Annotated in this window: 3 protein-coding genes and 1 pseudogene; all 4 read right to left on the minus strand. The window is 39.8% G+C overall.

All coding sequences use genetic code 11. The features are described from left to right. Positions 1-292 precede the first annotated feature (292 nt). Entirely contained in the window at positions 293-1,372 is a 1,080-nt protein-coding gene (locus K6G87_RS14545) for a tyrosine-type recombinase/integrase (protein WP_296838810.1), read from the minus strand. A 238-nt stretch (positions 1,373-1,610) separates the two neighbouring features. Beyond that, a complete protein-coding gene (locus K6G87_RS14550; RefSeq protein WP_296838811.1) occupies positions 1,611-2,495 on the minus strand; it encodes a nucleoside hydrolase in 885 nt (294 codons plus the stop codon). Positions 2,496-2,507: 12 nt separating this feature from the next. Further along, on the minus strand, positions 2,508-3,977 hold the full coding sequence (locus tag K6G87_RS14555; RefSeq protein WP_296838812.1) for an FGGY-family carbohydrate kinase: 1,470 nt from the start codon (positions 3,975-3,977) through the stop codon (positions 2,508-2,510). Further along, positions 3,974-4,180, minus strand: a pseudogene (locus K6G87_RS14560) (transketolase family protein); the annotation flags it as partial. The gene K6G87_RS14555 and the pseudogene K6G87_RS14560, both read right to left, overlap by 4 nt.

The following is a 4,180-nucleotide window of genomic DNA, read 5'->3' on the forward strand; positions in this document are numbered from 1 at the left end:
TGATTCTATGGAGAAAATCTTTGCTGCAAAGATCTGTATTAAAAATAAACTCCTTAAAGTGATCTGATCGCGCATATGCTTGCAGATACAACTGCAAAGTGTTATGAGCAGTGGAACATGCAAGCATAGTACCATAACAATTGTATGAAACATTCATGCTAAACCGCAGCATAAGTCACGCTAGAATAGTAAAATCATCTATTCGCAAAACACAGATTATATATACTTCAAAACCGTACAAAACCAGATAAATACAGCCTTTCTTTTGATATGTATATGGCCAGATCGAAGATTATTTATCTTTAGGATTTGTGTCGTAAACATCTACCTGAGAAGCCTGTTTTTTATGTTCTTCCTCAATAGCAGCGTAGTGTTTAACTGTAGTGTTCACATCCTTATGGCCTAGGACGTCAGCAACCATATAAATATCGCTAGTTTTGTTATAAAGCGCTGTGCCATAAGTTCTGCGAAGTTTATGTGGTGTCAATTTCTGCGAAAGACCAGTGTTCTTGCCGTATTTTTCAATCATGTGTTGAATACTTCTTATTGACATACGTCTATGTTTCAGGGATATGAAAAGAGCTGGATCTTCAGCATTTTCAAGCAGGGTAGGGCGCTCGTTTTTGATATAATCCTTTAAAGTATTTCTTATTATTTCATTTATATAAAGATGATCTTCGTAGCCACCTTTTCTGACAATCGTAATGGAATTCTCACCAAAGTTTACATCTGTAAGATCAAGACCGGCGCACTCTGACACACGGATTCCGGTATTTAAAAGAAGTGTCACAATAGCCAGGTCTCTTTTTGCAGTAATCTCAGACATTACTCTTGAATGGTAGCTTGCAGAATTAACATTTTCTACGGAATCAATAAGCATCTGTACCTGATCAGAGTTGAGCCTTCTGATATCTTTTTTCTCTGGATCCTTCTTTTTTACGACGGCTTTAAGCGTTGGATCTGTCTTAAGATAATCGTATTTGACAAGGTATCTGTAATAATTCCTTACAGCAGCCATTTTCCTGGCAATTGCACGCTCATTGGCTGGTTTGATATTACCATTTTTGTCCGGTTTATGGCCTGATGCAACATAATTCTGGAATTCATTGATATCCTGTGGCCCTAGATTTTCAACTACTTCAAAAGGAATACTTCTTAATTCTAACTTTTTGCAGATGGGATTCTTTTCTTTCAGATATTGATAGAAAAACAGAATGTCCTGAGCATAGTTAAATGCAGTACTTGGCTGATATCTGAGAAGGCATTCATCTACAAATCCATGCACATGCTGAGGCAATAAGGCCTTGATGCTTTCTGTATCCTGTCTGCGTTTTTGCTTTAAGGAATTGTAATATGCTGAATTTTCGCCCATTTTGCGCCTCCTATAGATATCGTAACACAAAAGAGGAATTTTGTGCAATGATATTTCGGGATAGTATAAAGCGGAGCAAACTATATTATTCCGCTCCGCTCATGTCTCATTTGTCGGTTTAAGCTAAATCTGTAAAAAGCCGGAGATATTTAAGCTATTTTTGTAAAAAGCCACCTATGCCTTGGCTTGAACAACAGCCTCTTCAGACTTAAAAGAAAACACGATAAAACTGCCGTGTTTATCGGCAAAACAGCTTCAGCTTCGCATAAAAATCTTCAAGTATAAATCTGTTATCTATACTTTTATATACCTTTATTGGTCTATACTTCCCGGTATGAACGTAATTCATCTTTTCGTCAAAAACAGGTGCAGGCTTGTACTCCCATTCACCGCAATCGTTGAACATAATGATTCCAATAGCTGGGGAATCTCCAAGGCCCCTATGCTCAACCGGCCTTGAAACCCACTCATTGTTAAAGGCTATCACATTTTCTACCAAGTATTTTCCAATCTCTCCACAGGAATAAACTTTGTCATACATCTCAGCGAATGAAACAGGCATCATCCTGTAAACATTTCTTGGGACCTGCCAGAGCTGAACATTTGATTTAAATACCACGTTGGCAGCAATTATGTCATTAGAAAGATTATACTCCCAGCCTCCGCTTGGCCAATCTCTTCCACCTATCCAAATAACTGTAAGAATCTTTTTTGCAATCTCAGGCTCCATTAAAAGAGCTGCCGCCATATCTGTAAGTGGTCCCAAAAACGCGATATACAGTGGCCTGTTATCGTCTCTCATAGCTTCTTCAACGATAAACCTTGCTCCTTCCGACTCAATTATCTCATCCTCTGACTTCATCGCCCTTTCACCGCCGCATAGGACATTGAACTTGCCATCCATATCCATGAGTCCAAGGACTTTCACTATTTCATCATAGCTGTCTTTCATGCTATGCTCTGATTTTTCCGTGCCAAAATGAGCTGCGATTATTGCTTTGATGTCCATAGACTCTGAAAGAACCGCCTGGACAATGGCAAACTGATCATCAACTTCATTTTTTGCATCAGTATTTAAAATAACTCTTGCTTTCTTTTCATAAGGGATATTAAAATTTACCATTTTTTCTCCTTCCTACTCCATATCACCGGTTAACAATCTTATTGCTTCTTTCCATTTTTTGCGTTTGCCGGTTCTGACATTCCTCGCCATTGTCACTTCACACAAATTGTATTTAACATTCTCAAAAGAGCTTTTATCAAAAAAATCAACTGCGCTACCGGCAGCCAAGACAACTCCAAGAAGCGACAGCTCTTTTGTATCTGAAACAAGTATCTGTTTATTGGTTATTCCTGCTTGATAGGACATCAAATACCGATTTCCTGTTGGTCCTCCATCTGCTCTTATCTGATCTATCTTTTCTCCATAGGTCTCTTCCATGATTTCAGCTATATCAGCCACCTGATTTGCGATGCTCTCAACCGCAGCTTTTACAATTTCAGCTTTTCCGGTGTTTCTGTCCATCATCATTAGACAGGCTCTGACGTCATTATTCCAGTATGGAGCCGACAATCCGCTAAATGCAGGTATAAACACCGTACGATCATCACTACTTGCCTGTTCGCAAAGACAATTTACCTCATCTTCACTGTGTATAATGCCTGCCTTATCTCTAAGCCAGCTAATAACTGCACCGGCATAATTAATGTTCCCTTCCAGGGAATAACACGTCCTACCTCCTGTCCGAAATGCAACGGAAGTTGATAGAGCCTTACTTTCTATGATCGGTTTTCTGCCGGTATTAAGCATCATTGATGAACCGGTACCATAGGTAACTTTCAGCATCCCTTCTTCAAGACACCCTTGCCCATACAAAGCTGCATGAGAATCACCCATAACTGCATGTATGGGAATCTTTTTCTCCAGTATCCCTTCAAAATCAGTTTCGCCAAAAAATCCATCACTGTCAATTATCTGTGGAAGTTTTTCATAAGGTACTCCAAATATGCCACATAGCTTCTTGTCCCAGGACAGCTTCTCAATACTAAAGAGCTGCGTCCTTGAAGCATTGCTAAAATCCGTGGCATAGGTTCTTCCTCCTGTAAGCCTGTAAATCAAAAAACAATCGACAGTACCAAAAAAAATATCTCTTCCTGCGATATTTTTGCTATTTTCCATAAGCCATTTCATCTTTGCTGCCGGAAAGAAGGAAGATAAAGGTAGTCCTGTAGTCTTATATATATAATCACAAGTTTTCTTGTCTGCACAAATCTTCTCTATTGCAGTGCTTGCGCGATTGCACTGCCAAACCACTGCATTTTCAATGGGTTCTCCCGCATTATCCCAGATAACTGTGGTCTCTCTTTGATTGCAGATGGCCACATACAAGATATCATCAGAATCTATCCCGGCCTGTTCAACAAGTTCTTTTACTCCCGCCAGTACATTTCCATATATTTCCTTCATATCATGAGATATCCAGCCTTCTTTGCTGATAATCTGTCGGTGCGGCTTTGAAAGCTTACTGATGATCCGGCCATTCTCTCCAACCAGCGCCAATTTCGTTCCCTGGGTGCTCTGGTCTATCCCTAAAATATATTTCATTTTCCCATACACTCCTGAAAACGTTCTGCTATCTTGTTTGCAATTCCTTCGCCGTCAAGGCTATATTCTCTGTAAATATCATCACGACCTCCGGCAACCAAATGCGCATCAGGAAGTGCCAAACACATCATATCCACAGGAGTATTTTCGCTTAACACTCTGGCTATAAGACTTCCAAGTCCGCCATATACCGAGTGTTCTTC

This window comes from Butyrivibrio sp. (assembly GCF_024699075.1).

What these genes read in the sequence shown, in the direction of transcription:
- K6G87_RS14545 (WP_296838810.1), bottom strand. Translation starts at nt 1,372, where the DNA reads ATGGGCGAAAATTCAGCATATTACAATTCCTTAAAGCAAAAACGCAGA.
- K6G87_RS14550 (WP_296838811.1), bottom strand. Translation starts at nt 2,495, where the DNA reads ATGGTAAATTTTAATATCCCTTATGAAAAGAAAGCAAGAGTTATTTTA.
- K6G87_RS14555 (WP_296838812.1), bottom strand. Translation starts at nt 3,977, where the DNA reads ATGAAATATATTTTAGGGATAGACCAGAGCACCCAGGGAACGAAATTG.